Below are 21,542 nucleotides of genomic sequence, written 5' to 3'. Positions count from 1 at the left end.
GATCAAGCGGGAGGCTTGCCATGGCTCATGTCGAGATGACGCCGGCCGTGGCCGGCGAGGCGGCGTCACAGCCCCCTCGCCGCCGCTCTGTTCTCGGTTCCATCGAGGCGGCGCTCGGATGGCTGGTCGAAATCCCGGCGGCGATCCTTGTCGTCGCCGAGGTCGTCATCCTGTTCGCCGGCGTGGTGTCGCGTTACGTGCTGCATGCGCCGCTGATCTGGTCCGACGAGCTGGCGTCGATCCTGTTCCTGTGGCTCGCGATGCTGGGTTCGGCGGTCGCGTTCCGCCGCGGCGAGCACATGCGGATGACGGCGCTGGTCGCAAGCGCCGGACCCCGGCTGTGGGGCTATCTCGACGTGGTCGCGACCTGCGCCGCGCTGGCGTTCCTGATCCTGATCGTGCGGCCGGCCTATGAATACGCCTACGAGGAAAGCTTCATCACGACGCCTGCGCTGCAGATCTCCAACACCTGGCGCGCGGCGGCGCTGCCGGTTGGCACCTGCCTGATGGGTCTGTTTGCGCTGCTGCGGCTGGCACGGGTCGGAGACATCAAAACCTTCCTGCTGGCCGCGCTGACGGTCCTCGCGTTGATCGGCGTGTTCTGGCTGGCGCAGCCGATGCTGCGGCCGCTCGGCAACCTCAACCTGATCATCTTTTTCGTCGGCGTGGTCGGCTTCTGCGTCTTCGCCGGCGTGCCGATCGGCTTTGCCTTCGGCATGGCGATCTTCGGCTATCTGGCGCTGACCACGCGGACGCCGCTGATGGTGCTGGTCGGCCGGATGGACGAGGGCATGAGCCACCTGATCCTGCTGTCGGTGCCGCTGTTCGTCTTCCTCGGCCTGCTGATCGAGATGACCGGCATGGCGCGCGCGATGGTCGCGTTCCTGGCGAGCCTGCTCGGGCATGTCCGCGGCGGCCTGCATTACGTGCTGGTCGGCGCCATGTACCTGGTCTCCGGCATCTCCGGATCGAAGGCCGCCGACATGGCCGCCGTCGCACCCGTGCTGTTCCCGGAAATGAAGGAGCGCGGCGCCAAGCCGGGCGATCTGGTTGCCCTGCTCGCCGCGACCGGCGCGCAGACCGAAACCATTCCGCCGAGCCTCGTGCTGATCACGATCGGCTCGGTCACCGGCGTCTCGATCTCGGCGCTGTTCACCGGCGGATTGCTGCCGGGCGTGGTGCTGGCAATCACGCTGTCGGGACTGGTGTGGTGGCGCTACCGCGGCGAGAACTTGAGCCACGTGCAGCGCGCCACCGGCAGCGAGATCGGCAAGGCGTTGGTGTTCGCCCTGCCCGCATTGGCGCTGCCCTTCGTGATCCGCTACGCCGTGGTCGAAGGCATTGCCACGGCCACCGAAGTCTCGACCATCGGCATCGTCTACGCCTTCGTCATCGGCCTCCTGATCTACCGCAAGTTCAACTGGCGGCGGCTAGTGCCGATGCTGATCGACACGGCGTGCCTGTCGGGCGCGATCCTCTTCATCATCGGCACCGCGACCGGCATGGCCTGGGGCCTGACCCAGTCCGGCTTCTCGCGGGCGCTGGCGGCGTCGATGACCGGGCTGCCGGGCGGTTCGGCGACCTTCATCGCGGTCTCGATCCTGGCCTTCGTGATCCTCGGCAGCGTGCTGGAAGGCATTCCGGCCATCGTGCTGTTCGGGCCGCTGCTGTTTCCGATCGCGCGCCAGGTCGGCGTCCACGAGGTGCACTACGCCATGATCATCATCCTGGCGATGGGCATCGGATTGTTCGCGCCGCCGTTCGGCGTCGGCTATTATGCCGCCTGCGCCATCGGGCGCGTCGATCCGGCCGAGGGTATCCGGCCGATCTGGGGTTACATGCTGGCGCTGTTGATCGGCCTGATCATCGTCGCCATCTTCCCCTGGATATCGATCGGTTTCCTTTAAAGCACCTTGCGGACGGGATAGAGCCATGAGTGCAGCTCAAAACCAGTACACGATCGGGCTCGACAAGACGCCCGCCAATTACGTGCCGCTGACGCCGCTGAGCTTCCTGGCGCGCTCGGCCGCGGTCTATCCCGACCATGTCAGCGCGGTCTATGAGGGCCGCAGCTTCACCTGGAAAGAGACCTACGAGCGCTGCAAGCGCTTCGCATCCTATCTCGCCGGCCACGGCATCGGCCATGGCGACACGGTTGCGGCAATGCTGCCGAACATCCCGGCGATGAACGAGCTGCATTTCGCGGTGCCGATGACCGGCGCGGTGCTGAACGCGCTCAACATCCGCCTCGATGCGGAATCGATCGCGTTCCAGCTCGACCATGGCGGCGCCAGGATCATCCTGGTCGATCCCGAATTCTCCGGCGTGATCGCGGAAGCATTGACCCTGATGACGGGCGCAAAGCCGTTCGTGATCGACGTCGATGATGCTGCCTTCGGCGGTGGCAAGCGGATCGGCGAGATCGAGTATGAGGCGGCGGTCGCCTCAGGCGATCCGGCATTCGCCGAGCGGCCGCCGGCCGACGAATGGGATGCGATCGCGCTCAGCTACACGTCGGGCACGACAGGCAATCCGAAGGGCGTCGTCACCCATCACCGCGGCGCCTATCTCAACGCCGTCAGCAACATCCTCGCCGGCAATCTCGGCCAGCATCCGGTCTATCTCTGGACGCTGCCGATGTTTCACTGCAACGGCTGGTGCTTCCCCTGGACGATCGCGGCGACCGCCGGCGTCAATGTCTGCTTGCGCAAGGTCGATCCGGCAAAAATCTTCGAGCTGATCCCGAAACACGGCGTCACCCACATGTGCGGGGCGCCGATCGTCTACAACACGCTGATCAATGCGCCTGATGCGCCGAAGGGCGGCAAGGCGAAGCCCGTCGTCGGCCTGATCGCGGGCGCAGCACCGCCGGTCGCCGTGCTCGAAGGCGCCGAGCGCATCGGCATCAAGCTGACCCATGTCTACGGGCTGACCGAAGTCTATGGGCCCGCCTCCGTCTGCGCCGAGCAGCCGGGCTGGGACGAGCTGTCGGCCGATGCGCGTGCGCAGCTGAAGCGACGCCAGGGCGTGGCCTACCCGCTGCAGGAAGACGTCACCGTGCTCGATCCCGAGACCATGCGCGAGGTGCCGCGCGACGGCGAGACCATCGGCGAGGTCATGTTCCGCGGCAACATCGTGATGAAGGGCTATCTGAAGAACGAGAAGGCGACGCAGGAAGCGTTTGCCGGCGGCTGGTTTCACACCGGCGATCTCGGCGTGCTCGACGAGCACGGCTACGTCATCATCAAGGACCGCTCGAAGGACATCATCATCTCTGGTGGCGAGAATGTCTCGTCGGTCGAGGTCGAGGATATCCTCTACAAGCACCCGGCCGTGCTGTTTGCCGCGGTCGTCGCAAAGCCCGACCCGAAATGGGGCGAAGTGCCCTGCGCCTTCCTCGAGCTGAAGGACGGCGCCAGGGCGACCGAGGCCGAGATCATCGCCTATTGCCGGGAGCATATGTCGGGCTTCAAGACGCCGAAGTCAGTGGTGTTCGGGGTGATCCCGAAGACATCCACGGGCAAGATCCAGAAATTCCTGCTGCGCAACCAGGTCGGATCGGCCAAGGCGATCTCGGCCTGAGCAGAAGCCGCCTTCAGTGTCGTGCAGCGCACTCTTGCCTCATAGACGCTGTCGTCCCGGCGAAAGCCGGGACCCATAACCACAGGGTTGCGTTGTTGGAGTGCGATGTGGCCCAGCGTTGCAACACAACTGGCATTCGTGGCTATGGGTCCCGGGTCAAGCCCGGGACGACAGCGAGTATGTGGCGCCGGCTCAGCCCTCCGCAAGTCGGTCGAGCAGCTCGTACAGTATTCGTTTCTGGTCAGCCTTGAGCGGCGCCAGCGTCGTCGCGGTGCATTCGATCTCGATCGGGATCAACTGCTCGACCAGCGCCACGCCGGCCGCAGTCAGATCGATCAGGATCAGCCGCTTGTCGGTCGGGTCGCGCCGGGTCGCAACCAGGCGGCGCTTCTTCAGCCGAAGGACGACATCGCGGATATTGGCCGGCTCCATCGCGACCAGCCGCCCGAGCAGGTTCTGCGACAGCGCCCCGCGCTCGTAGAGCCGGGCCAAGGTCGCATATTGCGGGGCCGTCAGGTCGTAGGATCCGATCCGGTCGACCAGGTTGGACGAGGCGCGCTGATAGGCCCGGCGCAGCAGGAAGCCGACCTGGTCCTCCAGCCTGTAGTCCGACGCGACGCGCCGGACCGCCGCGTCCGCTTTAGTCGACGTTCTCGGCATCCCGGTACATCACCTTGTGGCGCGTGGTCGACACCCATTCGTCGATCTGGGCTTCGGTCATGAAGTGCTGATCATCGAACCTGTTCCAGTTGCTGATGTCGGCCAGGCTCTTCTTCCAGCGCTTGTACGGCGTCTTGGCCGGCGGACCGAAACACATGATATCGAGCACGGATAATTCCTCGGGAATGCCGAGCAGCGGCTTCATCGCCTGCTGGGCCTTCTCCTGCCCGATCGCGGTCACCCACCAGACGTTGTAGCCGAGCGCGGCCGCCGCGAGATGCGCCGACATCGTCGCCGCCGCCACGCTCTGCAGCAGGATGCGTTCGGCGTTCTCCTTGTACATCTTGTCGAGCTCGGAGCCGTCGTTGAGCACGGGAAACGCTTTGACCCAGCGGAAGTCGCTGGCGACGACGATGAAGCCGGGCGCCGACGCGAGGCCGCGATAATCGGGCGTCGGAAACTTCATCTTGAGCCGGGCGCGCGCGACCTGCTCCTCGCGGAAATATTCCGTGATCCTGTTCTTGAGGTCCTGATCGGTGACGGCAATGAAGTGCCAGGGTTGCGCATTGGCGCCCGACGGCGCGTGCCGCGCGGCCTCCAGGATCATGTCGTAGTGCTCCGGCGGCATCACGTAGCTGGCGTCGAACGCCCGGGTCGTCAGGCGGTTCTTCACGACATCCATCAGCGCGTCATATCGCGTGCGATCAGTGTAATCGCGCGCCGCCACAGCTTCCGTCATCTGATCCTCCCGGATATATCGTTATGATCATAACGATATGCCCTTTGCGTGAAAGGTCAAGACAGGACCGTTGGCGATCTTGTGCAACCGCCGCCCGCCCGCCGGGCGGCGAGTTCATAGCGGTGGTCGTCGCGGCAAAACCCGATCCGAAATGGGGTGAAGTCCTCCGCGCCGTTGTCGAACTGACGGAAGGCGCGCGGGTCGCGGAGCCCGAGATCATCGCGTTCTGCCGCAGCCACTGCCCGGCCTTCAAGACGCCGAAGGCCGTGATGTCCGGCACGACCCCGAAGATATCGACCGAAAATCCAGAAATTTCTGCGGTGCTATCGGCTCGGTTCAGCGAAAGGGCTTCGGCGTGCCGCAATCATATGATCATCGTTCGCCGGCAGACACAGCGAGCGATGCCTTACCGCGTCGATGAAGGCCAGAATTTCTGCAATCGCGGGGTCCGCGTCCGCCAGTTGCCTTACCTCGTGCAGACGCGCGGCAAACACACCGGGGCCGCGAAATAGTTTCTGATAAAACGCTCGGATCACCGCGAGGCGTTCGCGGGTAAATTCGCGGCGTCGCATGCCAACGAAGTTGAGCCCGGCGAGACCCGCGTACTGGCCGCTTGCAAGGCCAAACGGGATTACGTCGCCACGTACGCAACTTGTAGCCCCGATCATCGCCTGCGCCCCGATCCGAACGAATTGATGGGCGGATGAGAGGCCTCCCATAAAGACAAAATCGCCGATTTCGCAATGGCCGCCCAGCGTCGCTGATGTGGCGAAGATGACGTCGTTCCCTACCACGCAGTCGTGACCGACATGGCTGCAATTCATGAAATAGCCACGATCGCCGACGCGGGTAACACCGCCACCCACGACGGTTCCGGCGTTCATGGTCACGTGCTCGCGGATCGTACAATCCTGGCCGATCTGAAGTTTGGTCAGTTCGCCGCGATAGCTCAGGGCTTGCGGGGGCGTGCCGAGCGAGACGAACGGATAGATCGTGCAGCCGCCACCGATCGTGGTCTCCGCGGTCATGTGCACGTGCGCGATAAGCTTGCAGTTTGCGCCGATAATGACGCGGGAACCAATAACGCAATAAGGACCAATCGACGTGCCGGCGCCGATCACCGCCCCATCCTCAATCCGCGCAGTGGGATCGATGAGCATATAGTTCCCTCGAAAATGGATTATTCGCGACCTGCAGCAGAGTGCAAGCTCAAGCAGAGTGCAAGCTCAAATGCCGTCCGTCGGGTGTGCCCCGTCGGATTTATTGCCGCGCGACATGACGGCTTGCTTCAGCCGGCTCGATCGAGCATCAGCCGCATGCCGTCATAGGCCGGGATCACGCCGGCCGGCAGGCTCTGCCGCAGCACCTCGTAGTCGAGGTCGGAATGCATGTTGGTGATGACCGCGCGCTTCGGCTTGAAGCGCTCGATCCACGACAATGCGTCGGCGACGCTGAAATGGCTGGGATGCGGCGCATAGCGCAGGCCGTCGACGATCCAGAGATCGAGACCTTCCAGCGTCGGCCAGCTCGCCTCGGGAATGTCGTGCAGATCTGGCGTGTAGGCAGCGTCGCCGATGCGATAGCCGAGCGCGGGTATCTGGCCATGCTGCACCAGGAAGGCCTCGAGCTTCAGCGGACCGCCCTTCCCCTGCACCGTGTGGCTCTCGCCGGCCTCGATCGAATGCCGGGTCAGGATCGGCGGATAGTCGCTGCCTTCCGGCGAGATGAAGCAATAGGAGAACCGCGCCATGATGTCCTTGGCGGTCGACTGGTTGAAGTAGACCGGGATGCGGCGGCGCTGGTGCAGCACCACCGAGCGCAGATCGTCGATGCCGTGGGTCTGGTCGGCATGCTCATGCGTCAGGAACACCGCGTCGATATGCTCGACATTGGCGTCGATCAGCTGCTCGCGTAGGTCGGGCGAGGTATCGATCACGACCCGCGTGGTGCCGTGCTCCATGGTGCGCTCGGCCATGATCGAGCAGCGGCGGCGGCGATTCCTGGGATTGTTCGGATCGCAGGCGCCCCAGCCGAGCGCCGGACGCGGCACGCCGGCGGATGAGCCGCAGCCCAGAATGGTCAGTGTCAGCGTCATGCAGCAACCTTCGGCGCCGGCACCTTGGAGAACAGCCGGAAGAAGTTTTCAGTGGTCTGCCGCGAGATCTCCTCCAGGGAGACGCCGCGGGTCTCGGCGAGCACCTTGGCGACCTCGACGACGTAGGACGGCTCGTTGCGCTTGCCGCGGAATTTTCCGGGCGCAAGATACGGCGCGTCGGTCTCGACCATGATGCGATCGGCCGGCAGCTCGGCAGCCAGTGCGCGCAGGGTGTCCGACTTCTTGAAGGTCAGGATGCCCGTGAACGAGATCGACAGCCCAAGCCCAATCGCTTTCATCGCGAGCTCGCGGCCGCCGGTGTAGCAGTGCAGGACGGCCTTGAACGGTCCCTTCGCGACCTCATCCTCCAGGATGTGGCCGCAATCCTCGTCGGCCTCCCTGGTGTGGATGACGAGCGGCAGACCGGTTTCGCGTGCCGCCGCGATATGCGCGCGAAAACCACGCTCCTGCGCCTCGCGCGAACCATGCTCATAGAAATAGTCGAGCCCCGCCTCGCCGAGCGCCACGACTTTCGGGTGCTTGGTCAGCTCGATCAGTTCGCTGGCCGGGATGCCGTCCTCTTCGTCGGCATGATGCGGATGGGTGCCGACCGAACAGTAGACGTCGGGAAACCGCTCCGTGATCGCAAGCAGGCCGCCGAGCCGCCTCACCCGGGTCGAGATCGTAACGATACGGCCGATGCCGGCCGCTTCGGCGCGTCCAACGATCCCGTCGAGATCGTCGGCGAAATCAGGAAAGTCCAGATGGCAGTGACTGTCGACCAGCATGAATTTCGAACCACTCACTCGGTCTTCGGTTCCACATAGCGCGGAAACACGCCGACCGGCGCCGGCAGAACCGTGCCCGGCTTGATCCGCTCGGCGACCGCCGCGAAGCTGCGCGCATCCGCTGATATGCCGAGGCTGTCGAGCATCTTGCCACAGGATGCCGGCATCACGGCCTGCGCCATGATCGCGATCTGGCGCACGACTTCGGCGGTGACATAGAGCACCGTCTTCTGGCGCGCCGGATCGGTCTTGGCCAAGGCCCACGGCGCCTCACCGGCAAAGTAGCGGTTGGCTTCGGCGACCACGGCCCAGACCGTGTTGAGCCATTGATGGATCTGCTGCGTCGCCATTGCGGTCCGCGATGTCTCCAGCATGGCGTCGGCCTGCGCCAGGATCGCCTTGTCGTTGTCGCTGAACTCGCCAGGCTCCGGCAGCACGCCGCCGAGTTGTTTGGCGATCATCGACAGCGAACGCTGCGCGAGATTGCCGAAATCGTTGGCGAGGTCGGCATTGATGCGCGCGACGATGGCCTCGTGGTTGTAGTTGCCGTCCTGGCCGAACGGCACTTCGCGCAGGAAGAAGTAGCGCACCTGGTCGACGCCGTACTGGTTCGCCAGATTGAAGGGATCGACCACGTTGCCGACCGACTTCGACATCTTCTCGCCCCTGTTGAACAGGAAGCCGTGCGCATAGACGCGCCTCTGCAACGGGATGCCGGCCGACATCAGGAAGGCCGGCCAGTACACCGCGTGGAAGCGGATGATATCCTTGCCGATGATGTGCACATCGGCCGGCCAGTAGCGCCAGTGCTTGTCGCTCTCGTCGGGATAGCCGACGCCGGTGATGTAATTGGTCAGTGCGTCGACCCAGACATACATCACGTGCTCGGGATCGTCGGGGACCTTGACGCCCCAGTCGAAGGTGGTGCGCGAGATCGAGAGATCCTTCAGCCCGCCCCGCACGAAGCTCATCACCTCGTTGCGGCGCGAATCCGGGCCGATGAAATCAGGCTGGCTCTCATAAAGGTGCAGCAGTTTGTCCTGATAGGCCGACAGCTTGAAGAAGTAGCTCTTCTCCTCGACCCATTCGACCGGCGTGCCCTGCGGACCGCGGCGGACATTGTCCTCGCCGACTGTGGTCTCATCCTCGGCGTAATAGGCCTCGTCGCGCACCGAGTACCAGCCGGCATAGGCGTCGATATAGATGTCGCCATTGTCCTGCATGCGGCGCCAGATTTCCTGCACCGACTTGTGGTGCGCAGGTTCGGAGGTACGGATGAAGCGGTCGAACGAGACGTTCAGCCGCTCGTCCATCTCCTTGAACCGCGCAGCGTTGCGGGTGGCGAGATCGTGCGGCGTCATCCCCTCGCCCTGCGCGGTCTGGATCATCTTCTGTCCGTGCTCGTCGGTGCCGGTCAGGAAGAACACATCCTTGCCGTCGAGCCGCTGGAAGCGCGCCAGCGCATCGGTCGCGATCGCCTCATAGGCGTGGCCGATATGCGGCTGACCGTTCGGATACGCGATCGCGGTCGTGATGTAGTAGGCGTTGCCGCGGTCCGCGGCAGGTGCCGGGACGGACGCGCGCGCAGCAGCCTTCGCTGCGGGTTTGGGTTGCTTGGGCGCGCGGACCGTTGCCGCCTTCGGAGCCCTCTCGGCAGCTGGAGCTTTCGGCGCAGCGGGCTTCCTTGCAGCCGGAGCCATGGCGGCCGCTGCTGCCTTCTTCGGCGGAGCCTTGGTGGGCTTCGTGGCAGCCTTCTTGGCGGTCTTCTTCGCAGCCTTCTTGACGGCCTTTTTGGCGACCTTTTTGGCGACCTTCTTTGCCGCCGGCTTCTTGGCACCTGTCTTGGCCTTGGTGGCTTTCTTCGTCTTTTTGGTGACGCGCCCACCCTTCTTGGTCTTGGCAGCGCGCGACTTCGCCGTGGCTTTCCTGGTCGCGCGAGCGGGCGATGCCTTCGTCTTCTTGGCCTTCTTCGACGATTTCTTCTTAGCGGTCGCCACCACGGAATCCTTTGCAGATCGAAACGAGATTGTCGGGAGTGTTGTCGGACGGATGCGTTGTCAGACTGATTGTTTTCAGATTTGGCGTCTATCGGGTCGCGTCCGCGAGCATCGAAAACACCGAGAAAACCAGCGGCTTGCGCTCCAGATTGTAGGCTTCGGTATCGCGCGCGGCGCGGACGATCTTTTCCCATACCTCCGCCAGCCGTGCAAGGCGCGGCAGATTGGCATTGGCGTCGCCGGTTCGCATGCGCTCGCTCATCCAGCGATCGATGCTGTCGATGAAGGCGGCAAGCGCGACGCGATCGCTGGTGCCGAGCGCATCGCCCAGCGCGTGCAGCTCGCGCGGATCGACGCTCGGAAGCGTTGCCAGCAGCGCGGCCGTGCGTTGCTGCAGCTTGAGCGCGTCGCCGCCGAGCAGCGATAGCGCCCGCCCGACACTGCCCTCGGACGCTGCCGCGGCTTCCGCCAGCGCCGGATCGTCGGCCTCGATGTCGGTTGCAGCGGTGGCCGCGCGCACCACATCGCCCGTCTCCAGCGGCCGCAGCAGCAATTTGCGGCAGCGGGACAGGATGGTCGGCAGCACCCGTGACGGCGCGTGGCTGACCAGCAGGAACAGCGACTGCTGCGGCGGCTCCTCGAGGATCTTCAGCAGCGCGTTCGCGGCATTGGGATTGAGCTCATCGACCGTGTCGACGATGCAGACGCGCCAGCCGTCGACCGCTGCGGTCGAGCCGAAGAACGAGATCGTCTCGCGCGTCTCGTCGACCGTGATCACGGTGCGCATCACGCCGCGGTCGTTGAGGCCGCGCTCCAGCACCAGCAGCCCGCCATGGGCGCCCGCCGTGATCTGGCGCGCCACCGGATCGGACGGATCAACCCGCAGCGTCGGCGCCGCCTGAACCTGGGACGATTTGGGATTGCGGAACGCCAGCACGAACCGCGCCATGCGATAGGCCAGCGTCGCCTTGCCGATGCCCTGCGCGCCGCCGATCAGCCAGGCATGCGGAATTCGACCGCTGCGATAGGCATCGAGCAAGGCGGTCTCCGCCTCGCGATGCCCGAACAGGTCGGGGGTTTCGCGCGGGTGGCGAGCGGGGTTCTCCTGTTCGACCTTGCGTGCGCTCATGCGGGATTGTCTGCCGTGAGCGTTGCGCGCAGATGCTCACGCAGCGCGGCCCAGATCCTCGCCGCGACCGTGTCCGGTTCGGCCGTCGCGTCGATCAGCACGCAGCGCTGTGGATCGTCCGCCGCGATCTTGCGGTAGGCATCACGTAAATCCTGATGGAACTTGATGCCCTCGGCTTCGAAGCGATCCGCCATGGCATTGCCGCGGCGCAGGGCGGCGCGCTGCAGTCCGACTTCGACCGGCACATCGAGGATGAAGGTGAGATCAGGTTTGAGATCGCCGATGGTGACGCGCTGCATGGCATTGACGAGGCCGGGCGACACCTGCCCGAGCTGGCCTTGATAGGCGCGTGTGGAATCGAAGAAGCGATCGCACAGCACCCAGATGCCCTGGTTGAGCGCCGGCAGGATCACGGTGCGGACATGGTCGTCACGCGCGGCGGCAAACAGCAGCGTCTCCGCTTCCGGCCCGAGCAGCTTGCCCATCCCCGACAGCACGAGGTGGCGGATGATCTCGGCCCCGGGCGAGCCGCCGGGCTCACGGGTCACGATCGCGCGCAGCTTGGCGACATCGAGCCGTTCGGCGAGCTTGCGGATCTGGGTCGATTTGCCCGATCCCTCGCCGCCCTCAAAGGTGATGAAGCGACCGCGCAAGCTCGGCCGTTGGACTGCTGCTTCCGCCATGTCAGAGCTTCTCGACCCCTGCGCGGAACATTCCGATCACAAGCTCCTGGGCGCCGTCGAGCGCGCGGCGCATCGTCGATCCCGTGCCGACGGCATCCGCCGCGAACACCGGAGTCTCCATCGCGACATTGGCACCGCGCCAGACCCGGACGACGCCGATCTGCTGGCCGGCGGTGATCGGCGCCTTGACCGGGCCGCTATAGATGACGCGCGCGAGCAGCTTGTCGTTGCCGTTCTTTGATACCATCACCTTGATCGGATCGGGGCTGACGAGCTTGACCGAGCGGCTCTCGCCGCCGAACACCCGGGCGTAGCCGACCGGCTGGTTGGCCGCGATCAGGACCCGGGTCTCGAAGCTGCGGAACCCCCATTCCAGCATCTTCTTGGCTTCGGTCGCGCGGTCGTCGGAATCCTCGAGGCCATTGACCACGACGATCAGCCGCGTGTCGTTCTGCACGGCCGAGCCGACCATGCCGTAGCCGCCTTCCTTGGTGTAGCCGGTCTTCAAGCCGTCGGCGCCGGGCAAGGCATTCAGCAGCGGGTTGCGGTTCTGCTGGCGGATCTTGTTCCAGGTGAATTCCTTCTCGCCGAACAGCTTGTACCGGTCCGGGTAAGTCAGGATGATGTGGCGCGCCAGGATCGCGAGTTCCCGTACCGTCATCTTGTTGGTCGGGTCCGGCAGTCCGTTGGAATTGCCGAAGGTCGACTTGGTCATGCCGAGCTCGCGGGCGCGCTTGGTCATGAAGTCGGTCGCAAACGTATGCTCGTTGCCGGCGATGCCTTCGGCGAGCGCGATGCAGGCGTCGTTGCCGCTCGGGATGATCGCGCCATGCAGGAGATCGTCGACCGAGACCTTGCTGTTGATCGCCGCAAACATCGTGGACGTCCCGGACGGCGCCCCGCCCCGCCGCCAGGCGTTCTCGCTGATGCGGTACTCGTCGGTCAGCTTGATGTCGCCCTTCTTGATGGCGTCGAACACCACCTCGGCCGTCATCAGCTTCATCATGCTGGAAGGCGCGCGCAACTCGTCGGCGTTCTTCTCGAACAGCACGCTGCCCGAGGAGGCCTCGACCAGGATCGCGGTCGGCGCGTCGCCGTCGAACCCGCCCTCTTCCTTCTTGGCGCCCTGGACGCTGTTATTGGCGGCATAGACCACCCCGCCATAGCCGATCGCCAGCACGACTGCGGCCGCGACCAGGCCACGCCAAGAACGCCCAGCGCGAGCGAACAACGTGCGGGGAATTGCGATCTGGGCTGCCATCGGCGATGTCCTGAAAGACTGCGTTCTAACAGCTGGAAGTATCGCAAACAACTGAGGTTTCGCCGCTTGTGCACGGCCGGCTGGATTGCCGGCAGCGCTGAACGCCCGTATCCTTGGAACCAGCTAACGACAACAGAACCGGCAAACAAGGCGGAAACGCGAATGTCATCCTCCCGCACCATTTCCGCCAACGGCATCGACATGTTCGTGCGTGAGGCCGGGCAAGGCCCACTGGTCGTGCTCTGCCATGGCTGGCCGGAACTGTCCTACTCATGGCGGCACCAGATCGCAGCCCTCGCCGCGGCAGGCTTCCGGGTCGCAGCCCCTGACATGCGCGGCTTCGGCCGGACCACCGCGCCGGCCGATGTCGGCGCCTACACGATCTTCGATACGGTGGGCGACATGGTCGCACTGGTGGCCGCGCTCGGCGAGCGGAAGGCGATGATCGTCGGTCACGATTGGGGAGCGCCGGTCGCCTGGCACGCGGCCCTGTTCCGTCCTGATATCTTCACCAAGGTCGCCGGCCTCAGCGTGCCGCCGCCGTTCCGTGGCCGCGGCCGTCCGCTGGAAACCTTGCGCGAGGGCGGCATCACCAATTTCTATTGGCAATACTTCCAGCCGCCCGGCGTGGCGGAGGCCGAATTCGAGCGCGACATCGCTCACACCATGCGACTGGTGCTCGGGCGCGGCGTCTCCGATCCGAGCTCGATGTTCGTCGACGAAGCCAAGGGCTTCCTCGGCAAGCTGCCGGCCGGAATGCCGCTGCCGGCCTGGCTGACCGAGGCCGATATCGCCGAATTCGCCGAGGGCTACCGGCAGTCCGGCTTCCGCGGCGGCCTGAACTGGTACCGCAATCTCGACCGCAATTGGGAGCTGACCGCGCCCTGGCAGGATGCGCAGATCCATCAGCCGTCGCTGTTCATCGCCGGCTCGAACGATTCGGTGATCACCGGGCTGATCGGTGCGAAGCGGGTCGCGGACATGGAGCGCGTGCTGCCGAACCTGCGGCAGAAGCTGATCATCGAGGGCGCCGGCCACTGGATCCAGCAGGAGCGCCCGGCCGAGGTCAACGCGGCGCTGATCGCATTTTTGAAATAATCAGGCCAAGAGCTTGATTCGCAACGGCTCGATTCAGTAGAGCCCGCGGCCGCTCAGGACTTCGGCGGGTCCACGCGCGTCGATCGGCACATAGGCCGCCGCCGGGCTCGGGGCCGCGGCGTAGCGCGCGTCACCCTCGTAGGAGACCTCGCGCGGATTGTTCGGCACGCGGCGGTGCGATCGGCTCGAGGCCGACATTTCCGAGGTGGCGCTGACCGAGGCGTAGTCGGACTGGGTGTTGCCGAGACTGTAGGGCCGCCCTTCGGGCAGCGGGACATCGCCCCGGACTCGGCCCGACGAGGACGACATCTCCGGCACGAACGGCCGGGCCGAGGCGACCCGGACCATCGACGGGGACGGCGCCGGCGTACCGGTGCGCAGGGTCGCCATCAGCTGGCGGTCGTCGGAGCCTTCGAGCGGCGCCCGGCCGACATATTCGACGCGGACGCGCGCGACGCCATTGCCTTTGAAATCAAGCAGTTCAGCGGCCTTGTTCGAGACGTCGATGAGGCGGTTGCCGTGGTACGGGCCGCGGTCGTTGACGCGAACGACGAGCGATCGGCCGTTGCTCAGATTGGTGACGCGCGCGTAGCTCGGCATCGGCAAGGTCGGATGGGCGGCCGTGAGCGAGCCCATGTCGAACACCTCGCCATTGGCGGTCAGGCGGCCGTGGAAATCATCGCCATACCAGGACGCCATGCCCTCGGCGTGGTAGTTCTCGTTCTCTTCCGGCACATAGGTGCGGCCGGCGACGACATAGGGCTTGCCGATGCGGTAGGTGCCGCCGCCCTTCGGCACGGGGTCGCCGAGCGCCACCACACGCGGGCTCGAGGACACGCCGTATTTGGGATCGACCCGGCTGGCGAACTGGTTCGAGGAGGCACAATTGGCGAGGACGAGGCACGAGGCCACCGCAACGGCGCCGCGTGCCGTCCGGATCATCGAATCTGGCCGTCTAATCCCCATCTGCCCCAAGTACCATTCTGCCCGGACCCGCGCCTACTCCGAGACGTCGGGATCGATTCTGTCACTGCGCGGCCCACCTCCGCACCGGATGGTGAAGATATCGCAACCGGAACACGGCGGAAATGGGGAGAGCCATCGGGCGGTGGCGTCTTGGTGAATGGTCTGTTGCGCCTCCTCCGTCCTTCTACGGACCTGCCGTGCACGCAAAACGCCCTGGCCTGTCCCGCGATCAGACACACTGTTGCAGCAAATCATCAGTCGGGGGGCATCTTCAATTCCAACAATTGAATCTTTTTGACTGTGCAAGGCCGCAATCGTTTTCTCTCGGACGTGGGGCGCAAAGGAAGTTTGCGATGATCGAGACGGTTACAGCGGTGATGGGCCTGGTGAGTGCGGCGATCTTCTTGGCGCATGCCGTGGAAGGCTATCGGTACCGGGCCTGACAGTCCGTTGAAGGCGGAAAGACGCGTCACCTCTTTCCAGGAGCGAATGTTCGGAAAGCTTTAATCAATTCGGATGAGCATCAGTAGAAAGCAGGTGTATCATGCGTAATCACGATTTGGTCTCCGACGGATTTCTAACCCTGACCGCAGCAAGCCTCGTGCTGCTGTGCTCGAGCCTGCTGGCCTTCGCTTTCGGCTGAACACGTGATGTCCTGGGCGCCGTCTGCGCCCATGCGACAAGCCTGGCGACCCTTGCCTCCCCCTCGCCGCTTGAACCCCGGCTTCAGCCTTACAGTGCTGGCGATACCAATCAGGCACGTGCTCGGCTGCTATGATCTGCACGGCAGATCCGCCGTCTTCTCCCAGCCCCAGTCATGACGCACCCTCCACGTTCTCAGCGAGAGGATTCGCGAATGACCGGCGCAGTAAGAGAGGGAACGTCTGCGCTGCTGGTCAGCACGGATGGTCGGTTGCTGATGCAACTGCGCGACGACCTTCCTCACGTTTCCGACCCCGGCAAGATCAGCCTGTTCGGCGGGCGGCGCGAGGGCAGCGAGACCTTCCTGCAATGCGTGGTGCGCGAAATCCACGAGGAGATTGGCTACTACCTGCCGTCCGAACGTTTTGAGCTGATCGGCCGCTATTTTGGGCCGGATCATTCCACGCCAGGCGGCAGCCTTCGCGGCGAGGTGTTCCTTGCGCGGGACGTGCCGATCGACCGGTTGAGGGTCACTGAAGGCCGCCTCGAGATCGTCGCTGTCGATGACCTCGAACGCGTCAGCGGCAGGCTCGCGCGCCCGGCGGAATATGCGCTCGCGATCTTCCTGAAGCGCGAACCGATTACCTGAGCGATGAAACCAGCTCGCGGACGAACTCGTCGATCATCGGCAGCGCATCCGCGGGATGGGCAACGTCGATATCGTGCACATGCCAGTAGGTCACCTTGTCGGCGACCTCGGGGAACCGCCGCTCGATCAGCGGACGATGCTCGGCTTCCTTGAGCGCGATCACCAGGTCCACGCCGTCGAAGTCAGCCAATGAACACGGCTGCGGATCGCGCGCAGCGCCCTCCGGAACGATGCCGTTGGCGCGAAGCCGGTCGTCGGCAAACACCGACATGGCGCCGACATTGTCGGGCGAACCCCGTTCGGCGGCGCCTCGCGAGAAGGCGCGCCACGGCAGGTTTTCGCCGCGCGCAAGATGATTGAACAGCTCCTCTGCGTATCGACTGCGGTAGTAGTTGCCGGTGCAAAGGAAGAGGACGCGCTTCATGAGCATCATGATGGCCAACGGCGATGGTCGCGGTCAACCGTGGTGCGTGCATGCGACGATGACCCGCGGCCAATTGCTGCAGCCTCGGCGCCGTAGCATCGGCTGAAGGCCAGGTTGTCCTCGCGCTCAATTGAGTCGGTTCGCTGCCAGTGGACCGAGCTAACGGCCCATTTCGCTCCGGTGTTCTCGCCAAGTTCGCGTTGCGTTCGGCGTCGCCCTACGCTAAGGGCCTGATCCGAATGATCCGGAAGGGTGGCCGAGTGGTTTAAGGCACCGGTCTTGAAAACCGGCGTGCCCGCAAGGGTACCGTGGGTTCGAATCCCACCCCTTCCGCCAACTGCCCTCGATGTGCCCAGCAGTCAGGTCTGCCGGATGAACTCCGCGATCAGGCCGCCGATTTCCTCCGGGGCATCCTCAAGACAGTAATGCCCGACGCCGGCAAGACGCCTGACCGGTGCCGCCGGGAAGATCGCGGAAAACAGCGGCAGGAAATGCTCGGCGCCCAGCGTGCGGTCCGCCTCGCCCCAGATGGCGAGCGCCGGCTTGCTGCGGATCGCGCGGTCGGCGGCGGGAGCCGGCGCGACGAACCGGTGCGCACCGGTCGCAAAGCCCCTGGCCCATCCGATCGCGCCGAGGCAGTCGGCCGGACGTGCGAAGGGTGCGCCGTAGGCGGCGAGCCAGGCGTCGGTGATGACGGCGTTGTTCTCGAAGCCGTTGAGCTTGAGCGTGCTCAGGATGTTGAAGCCGAGTTGGCCGAGAACCGGCTCGAGCTCGCCGTTCGCCTCGGCCTTTGCGATCCATTGAAACCACGGCGAAGCCAGCGCATTGGCGGTGACGCGCTCGAACAGATCGCTCTGCCCGAACGGCGTCGGCCCGTTGGCCGAGATGATGCGGCGGATGCGATCCGGATGCCTGACCGCGAACCCCATGCCGACGGGGCCGCCGAAGTCATGCATGACCAGCGTGATGTCGGTCAGATCGAGCGCAAGGACCAGCGCTTCGAGATTGTCGACATGATCCTGCAGCCAATAGCTGCGCTGCGCCGGGGTTGCGCTCTTGCCGAACCCCATGTGATCCGGAACGACCACGCGCTGCGTCGCGCTGAGGGCCGGCACCAGATGGCGAAACAGATAGCCCCAGGTCGGTTCGCCATGGAGGCAGAGCACCACCTCGCCGTCCCGCGGGCCTTCGTCGACATAATGCATCCGGAAACCTGGAGCCGCGCTGAAATGCGGCGTGAACGGAAAGGTGCCGTCGAAGGTGGCGTCGGACTGGATCATGGCTTGGCCTCGGGTGGTTTTAGATTGAAACCGTCGTGTACCGCTTGTGGTTTTACTTTGCAACCGATATATCGAGACCCCGACGGGCCGGTCTTTCGGGCCGCGCACCGATCAGAATATGGATTGAGGAGCGTCAGGCGGACCACGATGGCGAAGCGAGTGAGCCACAGGGACTCGATGTGCGGCGTGGCCCGGCCGCTGGATGCGATCGGAGACTGGTGGTCGCTGTTGATCGTCCGCGATGCATTCGACGGGCGGCGCCGGTTCGGCGAATTTCAGAAGAGCCTCGGGCTTGCCAAGAACATCCTCGCCGCCCGGCTCCGCAATCTGCTGGCGCACGGAATCATGGAGACCGTGCCTGCAGCGGACGGCAGCCCGTATCAGGAATATGTGCTGACCGAAAAGGGACGCGGGCTGTTCCCGCTCCTTGTCGCGCTCCGGCAGTGGGGCGAGGATTTCTTCTTCGAGCCCGACGAAGCGCATGTGCTGCTGGTTGATCGAAAGAATGGACTGCCGGTGCGCCGCCTCGAGCTGAGAGCGCAGGACGGACGCGTCGTTGGTGCAGAAGACACCATGGTGCGGCTGCCGCGGGCTTCACACGAGAACGGCAGCGCGTGAGAGGCGCGTGCGCCACGCTGGATCGCTGCAAGCAACCGGATCTTAACCCTCCTTGCCGCAGCATCCGCGCGTGGAGGTTCGACCAATGCAGACATTCCGGATTTCGCTGAGCGATGGGGAGCGGAAATTCCACACGGCGATTCAGGCGCCGGATCCCGCTTCCGCGCGCATCAAGGCCGCCTACTTCTTCGACATATCGAAATGGCGGATCTTGAGTGTGTCGCTGAGCGGAGCCAGCGCCGCCGCGGCGTAGTCGCTGCGCGCCCTACGCCATCCGGTCGAGCTCAGCGGCGGCAAGGTTTGCAATCTGCAGGTCGATTTCGGCGAGCGGATCGTCATCGCCGAGGAACCACGCTGCCGACAAGCCGGTCCAGGCGACGATCCATGACAGCAAGCGCCGCCGATCCAGCTTTGCTGCTTCCACGACGATGTCGAGACGCCGCGCAAAACGTCCGGGTTCGGTTGCAACCGGCCGTGCCGGATCGGCAAGATCCGGATTGGTGAAGATGTTGGCGAAGTCGAAGCCACGCTCGCCGACGAGATGCTTGGGATCGATCGCAAGCCAGCCGCGCGCGCCGAAGTCGAGCACATTGTCATGGTGCAGATCGCCGTGCAGCACCACGATCTCGCGCTGATCGCCGAGCAGCGCTTCGGCGATGCCGGCCGATCGACTCAGGATGCCGCCGTGCGCCCTCGCCGCCGGCCACAGCTCGCGAAACCAGTCTTTCAGTGGCGTCAGGTCCGGCCGCGGTTTCGCCCGCCGGCCGTGTAGCCGATCGGCCGTTGCACAGAGAATTCTGCAGGCTTCATCGTCCCGGCCGGCTCGCGCCATGTCGCCGAGCGAAGCGGTACCCATCGCCCGTTCGAGCAGGAGCGCCCCGCCGTCACGGGCAAGGACGCGCGCCGCACCGTCGCCATCCCACCACTCCATGACGATCGCGCCGAGACGCTCGTCCGGTTCGTTCGAGAGCTTGAGCATTGCCGGTTCGCCGTGCCGCCGCACCGGCAGCAACCGTGCGGCGTGCGTCACGATCGGGTCGCCGTCGGGGACAAGGCTCCAGGCCGAGAGATAGGGTTCGAACATCGGGCGGCCTGACTGGGTGATGAAGGGACGCAACCGTCGTTCTAAGCATTGCCTGCGCGCGCTGCCACGCTGGTTCCCTGCGGCGCATCGTGGCAGGGCCGCGCCAACCGGTTCCTGGCCGCCCTGCCTATGTTGGCTGATGACAGCCCCCACCCATCTCGCGCTACAATGTCGCAGCCGGTGCGACGGAGGGTGTGATGCCGCGAAAGGGAATTACCGGACACGACGATTGGGTGGTCACGGAAGCTCTGGCCACCGCGCTGGTCGCGCTCGAGCAGTTGCCGTCGAAGCATCAGCCGCGCGCGCATATGGAGGACGTCCGGAAGCTCCTGACCGCGAGATGTGAGGCCGGAGCCGTCACTCTGCATCTTGCACAAGCCAAGTGCCGGTTGTTTCCCGATACCGATCCCCTGACCATCTATGAGGAATACGGCCTCAAGGACGGATTGGGGTAGCCGCCGCCGACCGAACGGCTAATCGTGGCTGACGCGCCAGATCGTGCCGTTGCCGTCTTCGGAGACCAGCAGCGCGCCGTCCCGCGCCACGGTGACACCCACCGGACGGCCCCAGACCTCGTTGTCGCCGACGACAAATCCGGTGACGAAATCCTCGTACTCGCCGGTCGGCATCCCGTCCTTCAACCTGATGCGAATGATCTTGTAGCCGGTGCGCTTCGCGCGATTCCACGAGCCGTGTTCGGCTGCAAACGCATCGCCGCGATATTCGGACGGAAAACTGCTGCCGGTGTAGAAGGCCAAGCCGAGTGAGGCCGAGTGCGCCTGCAACAACACGTCGGGAGTAGTCACCTTGTCCTTGAGGTCGGGCCGCGCGCCGGCATGCGCCGGGTCTTCATTGGCGCCGATATAGTACCAGGGCCAGCCGTAGAACGCGCCCTCGCGGATACGCGTCACATAGTCGGGCACGAGGTTGTCGCCGCGGCCGTCGCGCTCGTTGGTCGAACACCAGGGCGTGCCGCTTCCAGGCTGGATCGCAAGTCCGACGCAGTTGCGGATACCGGTAGCGAACAGTTTCTGGTTCTTGCCGTCGGGATCGAAGGCGAGCACCGCCGCACGGTCGGTTTCCGATCCCCAGGCCGCGCCAAGCGCGTGTTCGCGGCTCCAGCTTTCGATACCTTCCGGCGGCCGGCCAAGACCCTCGCCCGCGTTGCCGGCGGAGCCGACCGACACCAGCATGCGCTTGTCGTCGGGCGTGAACACGATGTCACGCGTCGAATGGCCGTAGCCGTGAGGAAGGTTTGCGACAATGCTCTCAGGCTTTCCCGACGCCCTGAGATCGCCGTTGCGGTAGGCAAAGCGCACGACGCTGTCGGTGTTGGCGACGTAGAGCCATTGCGGATTGTCGCCGTTTGGAAAGAACGCGATGCCGAACGGCCGGTTCAGTCCGGTTGCGTAGACCTCATTGGTCGCCGGCTTGGTGGCGCCGTCGGCGCTGCGCAGGACACGGATGCGGCCGGAGTTGGTCTCCACGACGAAGATATCGCCGTTGGGCGCGGTCCGGATAATCCGCGGACCGCTGAGGCCGCTCGCAAACAGCTCGACCTTGAACCCCGCCGGCACCTGCGGCACCGCCGATGCGGGGCGCGACACGACGCGGGACGAATTGCTGCTGGAGGCCGTCGCGCCCGGCTTGGGCAAGTCCTGCGGCGTGATCAGACGCACCGTGCCCGGTCTGTCGCGCTGCCAGTCGCCGAAGGCCTCCGCGCCCTTCAGCACAGGTTCAGCGCCCGACCGCGCGATACTGGTCGCTGCGAGGATGACGACGGAAATGCTCACGCCGGCAAGATTTGTCTTACGCATTTGCTCCTCGCGCGAGGTCCCTGTCAGACG

21 protein-coding genes, 1 tRNA gene and 1 pseudogene are annotated in these 21,542 nt (G+C 64.9%); 9 read left to right on the top strand and 14 right to left on the bottom strand.

What is annotated here, in order from left to right:
- Positions 1-20 precede the first annotated feature (20 nt).
- Both ACVIGB_RS08295 and ACVIGB_RS08290 read left to right on the top strand, forming a co-directional pair.
- Positions 21-1,907: a TRAP transporter large permease gene (locus ACVIGB_RS08295; protein ID WP_456723100.1), complete on the top strand. Its 1,887-nt coding sequence runs from the start codon at positions 21-23 to the stop codon at positions 1,905-1,907.
- A gap of 25 nt (positions 1,908-1,932) precedes the next feature.
- Complete coding sequence (locus ACVIGB_RS08290) at positions 1,933-3,582, top strand: acyl-CoA synthetase (protein WP_456723101.1); 1,650 nt, start codon at positions 1,933-1,935, stop codon at positions 3,580-3,582.
- A gap of 192 nt (positions 3,583-3,774) precedes the next feature.
- Here ACVIGB_RS08290 and ACVIGB_RS08285 read toward each other — a convergent pair whose 3' ends face one another.
- Entirely contained in the window at positions 3,775-4,242 is a 468-nt protein-coding gene (locus ACVIGB_RS08285; RefSeq protein WP_456723102.1) for a MarR family winged helix-turn-helix transcriptional regulator, read from the bottom strand.
- Entirely contained in the window at positions 4,223-4,981 is a 759-nt protein-coding gene (locus tag ACVIGB_RS08280) for a nitroreductase family protein (protein WP_456723103.1), read from the bottom strand. Before ACVIGB_RS08280 ends, ACVIGB_RS08285 begins: the two co-directional genes overlap by 20 nt.
- A gap of 101 nt (positions 4,982-5,082) precedes the next feature.
- Here ACVIGB_RS08280 and ACVIGB_RS08275 point away from each other — a divergent pair.
- Positions 5,083-5,353, top strand: a pseudogene (locus ACVIGB_RS08275) (AMP-binding enzyme); the annotation flags it as partial.
- Here ACVIGB_RS08275 and lpxA read toward each other — a convergent pair.
- The 7 genes from lpxA to ACVIGB_RS08240 all read right to left on the bottom strand — a co-directional run bounded on the left by lpxA (position 5,305) and on the right by ACVIGB_RS08240 (position 12,934).
- Entirely contained in the window at positions 5,305-6,141 is an 837-nt protein-coding gene (gene lpxA, locus ACVIGB_RS08270) for an acyl-ACP--UDP-N-acetylglucosamine O-acyltransferase (RefSeq protein ID WP_456723104.1), read from the bottom strand. The pseudogene ACVIGB_RS08275 and the gene lpxA sit on opposite strands and share 49 nt — an antisense overlap.
- Before the next feature lie 128 nt (positions 6,142-6,269).
- Positions 6,270-7,076, bottom strand: coding sequence for an MBL fold metallo-hydrolase (locus ACVIGB_RS08265; RefSeq protein ID WP_456723105.1), 807 nt, complete (start codon positions 7,074-7,076; stop codon positions 6,270-6,272).
- Positions 7,073-7,864, bottom strand: coding sequence for a TatD family hydrolase (locus ACVIGB_RS08260; protein WP_456725214.1), 792 nt, complete (start codon positions 7,862-7,864; stop codon positions 7,073-7,075). The genes ACVIGB_RS08265 and ACVIGB_RS08260 overlap by 4 nt, the downstream gene beginning before the upstream one ends.
- A gap of 14 nt (positions 7,865-7,878) precedes the next feature.
- A complete protein-coding gene (gene metG / locus ACVIGB_RS08255) occupies positions 7,879-9,861 on the bottom strand; it encodes a methionine--tRNA ligase (protein ID WP_456723106.1) in 1,983 nt (660 codons plus the stop codon).
- Between the two features lie 88 nt (positions 9,862-9,949).
- On the bottom strand, positions 9,950-10,990 hold the full coding sequence (locus ACVIGB_RS08250; RefSeq protein ID WP_456723107.1) for a DNA polymerase III subunit delta': 1,041 nt from the start codon (positions 10,988-10,990) through the stop codon (positions 9,950-9,952).
- Positions 10,987-11,673, bottom strand: coding sequence for a dTMP kinase (gene tmk, locus ACVIGB_RS08245; RefSeq protein ID WP_456723108.1), 687 nt, complete (start codon positions 11,671-11,673; stop codon positions 10,987-10,989). The genes ACVIGB_RS08250 and tmk overlap by 4 nt, the downstream gene beginning before the upstream one ends.
- A 1-nt stretch (position 11,674) precedes the next feature.
- The gene (locus ACVIGB_RS08240) at positions 11,675-12,934 is read right to left on the bottom strand and encodes a D-alanyl-D-alanine carboxypeptidase family protein (RefSeq protein ID WP_456723109.1); all 1,260 of its coding nucleotides are present in this window, start codon (positions 12,932-12,934) and stop codon (positions 11,675-11,677) included.
- A gap of 162 nt (positions 12,935-13,096) precedes the next feature.
- Between ACVIGB_RS08240 and ACVIGB_RS08235 the strand changes: the two genes are divergently transcribed.
- A complete protein-coding gene (locus ACVIGB_RS08235) occupies positions 13,097-14,032 on the top strand; it encodes an alpha/beta fold hydrolase (RefSeq protein WP_456655666.1) in 936 nt (311 codons plus the stop codon).
- A gap of 33 nt (positions 14,033-14,065) precedes the next feature.
- On the opposite strand, the gene ACVIGB_RS08230 is transcribed toward ACVIGB_RS08235, so the two are convergent.
- A complete protein-coding gene (locus tag ACVIGB_RS08230; protein ID WP_456723110.1) occupies positions 14,066-14,998 on the bottom strand; it encodes a septal ring lytic transglycosylase RlpA family protein in 933 nt (310 codons plus the stop codon).
- 856 nt (positions 14,999-15,854) lie between these two features.
- On the opposite strand from ACVIGB_RS08230, the gene ACVIGB_RS08225 reads away from it, so the two are divergent.
- The gene (locus tag ACVIGB_RS08225) at positions 15,855-16,289 is read left to right on the top strand and encodes an NUDIX domain-containing protein (protein WP_456723111.1); all 435 of its coding nucleotides are present in this window, start codon (positions 15,855-15,857) and stop codon (positions 16,287-16,289) included.
- Here ACVIGB_RS08225 and ACVIGB_RS08220 read toward each other — a convergent pair.
- Positions 16,282-16,713, bottom strand: a complete 432-nt coding sequence (locus tag ACVIGB_RS08220; protein ID WP_456723112.1) for an arsenate reductase/protein-tyrosine-phosphatase family protein — start codon at positions 16,711-16,713, stop codon at positions 16,282-16,284. The genes ACVIGB_RS08225 and ACVIGB_RS08220 overlap by 8 nt on opposite strands.
- A gap of 246 nt (positions 16,714-16,959) precedes the next feature.
- Between ACVIGB_RS08220 and ACVIGB_RS08215 the strand changes: the two genes are divergently transcribed.
- Positions 16,960-17,049: transfer RNA gene (locus tag ACVIGB_RS08215), tRNA-Ser, on the top strand.
- Between the two features lie 23 nt (positions 17,050-17,072).
- Here ACVIGB_RS08215 and ACVIGB_RS08210 read toward each other — a convergent pair.
- Entirely contained in the window at positions 17,073-17,993 is a 921-nt protein-coding gene (locus ACVIGB_RS08210; RefSeq protein WP_456723113.1) for an alpha/beta fold hydrolase, read from the bottom strand.
- Between the two features lie 147 nt (positions 17,994-18,140).
- On the opposite strand from ACVIGB_RS08210, the gene ACVIGB_RS08205 reads away from it, so the two are divergent.
- Positions 18,141-18,611: a winged helix-turn-helix transcriptional regulator gene (locus ACVIGB_RS08205; protein WP_456723114.1), complete on the top strand. Its 471-nt coding sequence runs from the start codon at positions 18,141-18,143 to the stop codon at positions 18,609-18,611.
- A 52-nt stretch (positions 18,612-18,663) separates the two neighbouring features.
- Entirely contained in the window at positions 18,664-18,864 is a 201-nt protein-coding gene (locus ACVIGB_RS08200) for a hypothetical protein (RefSeq protein ID WP_456749128.1), read from the top strand.
- Positions 18,865-18,876: 12 nt separating this feature from the next.
- On the opposite strand, the gene ACVIGB_RS08195 is transcribed toward ACVIGB_RS08200, so the two are convergent.
- On the bottom strand, positions 18,877-19,695 hold the full coding sequence (locus ACVIGB_RS08195; RefSeq protein ID WP_456725215.1) for an aminoglycoside phosphotransferase family protein: 819 nt from the start codon (positions 19,693-19,695) through the stop codon (positions 18,877-18,879).
- Between the two features lie 197 nt (positions 19,696-19,892).
- Between ACVIGB_RS08195 and ACVIGB_RS08190 the strand changes: the two genes are divergently transcribed.
- A complete protein-coding gene (locus ACVIGB_RS08190) occupies positions 19,893-20,150 on the top strand; it encodes a hypothetical protein (protein WP_092114459.1) in 258 nt (85 codons plus the stop codon).
- Between the two features lie 18 nt (positions 20,151-20,168).
- Here ACVIGB_RS08190 and ACVIGB_RS08185 read toward each other — a convergent pair whose 3' ends face one another.
- Positions 20,169-21,512: a PQQ-dependent sugar dehydrogenase gene (locus ACVIGB_RS08185; protein WP_456723115.1), complete on the bottom strand. Its 1,344-nt coding sequence runs from the start codon at positions 21,510-21,512 to the stop codon at positions 20,169-20,171.
- Positions 21,513-21,542 lie beyond the last annotated feature (30 nt).

It is taken from the genome of Bradyrhizobium sp. USDA 4341 (assembly GCF_054063755.1).
This window is presented reverse-complemented; position numbering and strand designations above follow the sequence as displayed.